Annotated in this window: 3 protein-coding genes; all 3 read left to right on the plus strand. The window is 31.4% G+C overall.

Translation table 11 applies throughout. From position 1 onward, the window contains the following. Positions 1-128 precede the first annotated feature (128 nt). From Q0370_RS06300 to Q0370_RS06310, 3 genes are read left to right on the plus strand one after another with little or no spacing between them, the layout of a single operon-like run. Entirely contained in the window at positions 129-1127 is a 999-nt protein-coding gene (locus Q0370_RS06300; protein ID WP_299573551.1) for an aspartate-semialdehyde dehydrogenase, read from the plus strand. A 6-nt stretch (positions 1128-1133) separates the two neighbouring features. Next, complete coding sequence (locus tag Q0370_RS06305) at positions 1134-2699, plus strand: ABC transporter substrate-binding protein/permease (RefSeq protein ID WP_299573554.1); 1566 nt, start codon at positions 1134-1136, stop codon at positions 2697-2699. Next, positions 2699-3439, plus strand: a complete 741-nt coding sequence (locus Q0370_RS06310) for an amino acid ABC transporter ATP-binding protein (RefSeq protein ID WP_299573557.1) — start codon at positions 2699-2701, stop codon at positions 3437-3439. Before Q0370_RS06305 ends, Q0370_RS06310 begins: the two co-directional genes overlap by 1 nt. The last annotated feature ends 234 nt before the right edge of the window (positions 3440-3673 follow it).

Consider the following 3673-nt stretch of genomic DNA (forward strand, 5'->3'; position numbering starts at 1 on the left):
TATTATTTTTATATTGAAAAAGAGATGAGAATAGTGTATTATATATGTATTAGAATTAGGGTAATTTGAAAAATAATAAAAATTTAGATACAGAGCCTTAATCAAAAAAGTTTTTAGGAGGAAAAATAATGAAAAATTACAAAGTAGCAATTGTTGGGGCAACAGGGCTTGTTGGAAGAACATTTCTAAAAGTTTTAAAGGAAAGAAACTTTCCAGTAGAAAAATTATACCTTTATGCTTCAAAAAATTCAGCTGGTAAAAAAATTGAATTTAATGGAGCAGAATATACTGTTATTGAACTAAAAGATGACACAATAGCTGATGATATTGATGTGGCTTTATTTTCGGCTGGTGGAGGAGTATCACTTGAATATGCTCCAAAATTTAAGGCAAAAGGTGCAGTTGTTATTGATAACAGCAGCGCTTGGAGAATGGATAAGAATATTCCGTTAATAGTTCCTGAAGCTAATCCAGAAGCACTGGAAAATCATCAAGGAATTATTGCAAATCCAAATTGTTCAACAATTCAGGTAATGCCTGTATTAAAAGTTTTACAAGAAAAATATGGATTAAAAAGAGTAGTCTATTCAACTTATCAGGCTGTGGCAGGTTCTGGACAGAGAGGACTTGATGATTTGGAAGCTAATCTAAAAGGGGAGCCTTCAAAAGGATATCCTCATCAAATTGCATTTAATACATTGCCGCATATTGATGTTTTCTTAGATAATGGATATACAAAAGAAGAAGAAAAAATGATTAATGAAACTAGAAAAATATTAAACTTGCCAGATTTAAAAGCAACTGCGACTTGTGTGAGAGTACCGGTTAGATATGGACATGCAGTATCTGTAAATGTCGAATTAGAAAGACCATTTGAATTGGAAGATGTAATTCGTGCGTTTGAGGAAAAAGAAGGAGTTATAGTACAAAATGATGGTAAGAATAATATTTATCCAATGCCTATAAATGCTCAGGATACTGACGAAGTTTATGTTGGAAGAATCAGAAGAGATTTTTCAGCAGATAATGCCTTGAATTTATGGGTTGTAGCAGATAATATAAGAAAAGGTGCTGCTACAAACACAATTCAAATAGCTGAAACTTTAATAAAAAAAGGAGCATTATAATAAAATATGAAATTTAGTACAATAAGAAATAAAATATTAATATTATTAGTTTTTGTTGCAACTTTCATAACAGGCTATAGTGATGACATAAAGGTTGGGATGGAGTGTGGATATGCTCCTTTCAACTGGTTTCAAAATGACGCTAAAAATGGTGCTATAAAAGTTGATGGAGGTTATTGTGGGGGATATGACGTTGAAATAGCCAAAGTTATTGCAAAAAAATTAAATAAAAATCTGGTAATTGTAAAAACGAAATGGGAAGCATTGCTTGGTCCTGCACTGACTTCTGGAAAAGTTGATTTAGTTATAGCGGGAATGTCTGCAACGCCTGAAAGACGTCAAAGTCTAACATTTTCAAAACCATATTATGAATCAGATTTAGTAGTAGTTGTGAAAAAGAATGGAAAATATGCAAACGCCAAGTCGATTAATGATTTTGTGGGAGCGAAAATTACAGGGCAATTAAACACACTTCACTATGATGTTATTGATCAGATGAAAGGTGTACAGAAGCAAACTGCAATGGAAAGTTTTCCAGCTATGATAGTAGCATTAAATTCAGGGAAAATAGATGGATACATATCAGAAAGACCGGGAGCTATGGCGGCTCAGTTTTCAAATCCTAATTTAAAATTCATTTCATTTGATAAAAATACAGGATTTAAATACGATACAGAAGAAGTGAATGTAGCTATTGGAATGAAATTAGGAAATACAGAGCTGGAGGGAAAAATCAATAAAATATTAGATGAAAATTTAACTCCTAAAGTACGTCAACGTATCATGGAAAAGTCTATACAAAATCAGCCAAATGAAGCCTCACGTTCATTTTTTGGATGGGTAATATTTTTTATTAAAAACGACTGGATGACTTTTTTGAAAGGTACACTTTCAACACTGTATATTTCAATTACGGGTACAGTAGTTGGATTTTTCATTGGATTACTGGTTGCATTATTAAGGTATTCAGAAGCAGAAATTGATGGACAGTCTCATAAGTATAAAAAAACTGGCTTAAAATTCTTAAACTGGCTTTCTTCAATCTATATTGCTGTATTTAGAGGAACCCCAATGATAGTGCAGTCAATGGTAATTTATTATGGATTATCACAAGTATTTCATATTAATCTGTCACCAATGGTAGCGGCACTGTTTATTGTATCAATAAATACAGGTGCATATATGAGTGAAATTATACGTGGAGGGATTGATTCCATTGATAACGGACAGTTTGAAGCAGCAAAAGCTATTGGAATGACGAATTTTCAGTTGATGCAAAGTATCATTTTTCCACAGATGTTTAGAAATATTTTACCAATGATTGGAAATGAGCTTATTGTAAATATTAAAGATACATCTGTATTAAATGTAATAAGTGTTACTGAACTGTTCTTTATTTCAAATTCTGTTGTGGGAACTTACTCACGTTATTATGAAGTATTTATTATAACAAGTGTGATTTACTTCTTCTTAACATTTACATTATCATTAATTTTAAAACAAATCGAAAAACGAATTGACGGGCCTCAACATTTTGAAATTTTGGATGATTCTAATGGGGAGGAGAAATAATGAGTAAAAAAGTTATTGAAATAAAAAATATTAGAAAAGATTTTGGAAAGAGAACAGTTTTAAAGGATGTAAACTTTGATGTTTATGAAAAGGAAGTTGTAAGTATAATTGGTTCATCTGGAAGTGGAAAATCAACACTTTTAAGATGTATAAACTTACTTGAAAAGCCTACTAGCGGACAAGTCTTAATTCATGGAAAAGATGCAATGGCAGGAGATGTGTCGCTTGTTACATTGCGGGAAAAAGTAGGAATGGTATTTCAGCAGTTTAATTTGTTTAATAATTTAAGTGTTTTAGAAAACTGTGTAATTGGACAAATGAAAGTTTTGAAAAAGTCAAGAGATGAGGCTGAAAAAACAGCAAGAGAATTTTTGGCAAAAGTAGGAATGGAACGTTTTGTTCATGCAAAGCCAAATCAAATTTCGGGTGGTCAGAAGCAGCGGGTAGCAATAGCAAGAGCATTGGCAATGCAGCCAGAAGTTTTATTATTTGATGAGCCGACATCAGCGTTAGATCCTGAAATGGTTGGAGAGGTTCTGAAAGTAATGAAAGATTTGGCAAAAAGTGGACTTACGATGATAGTTGTAACACATGAAATGGATTTTGCCCATGATGTTTCAAGTCGAGTTGTATTTATGGATCAAGGTGTGATTGTGGAAGATGACAAGCCTGAAAATATCTTTGAAAATCCAAAACATGAAAGAACTAAGGAATTTTTGAGTAGAATGTTAAGTAAATAATATGTCATTATTTACAAGTTCTAATTAAAATCAAATTAAATCTAAAATTATTCCTTGAAATTTTTTAAAAAATAGTGTAAAATAATAAAAGTTGAAAAAACTAAAAGTAAAATTTATTAAAATTAAAGGAGATAAAATGGCAAAGAAAAAAGCTGAAGATACTAAATTAACTTTAACTGATGAAGAAAGAGAAGGATTGGATAACGACGGAATAAAAAGAATTTTGACTAGCAA

The organism is uncultured Leptotrichia sp. (assembly GCF_938036635.1).
GTDB lineage: Bacteria > Fusobacteriota > Fusobacteriia > Fusobacteriales > Leptotrichiaceae > Leptotrichia > Leptotrichia hongkongensis.

Bases quoted from the DNA above. Each gene is read 5' to 3' on its own strand.
- Q0370_RS06310 (WP_299573557.1), top strand. From the start codon at position 2,699: ATGAGTAAAAAAGTTATTGAAATAAAAAATATTAGAAAAGATTTTGGA.
- Q0370_RS06305 (WP_299573554.1), top strand. From the start codon at position 1,134: ATGAAATTTAGTACAATAAGAAATAAAATATTAATATTATTAGTTTTT.
- Q0370_RS06300 (WP_299573551.1), top strand. From the start codon at position 129: ATGAAAAATTACAAAGTAGCAATTGTTGGGGCAACAGGGCTTGTTGGA.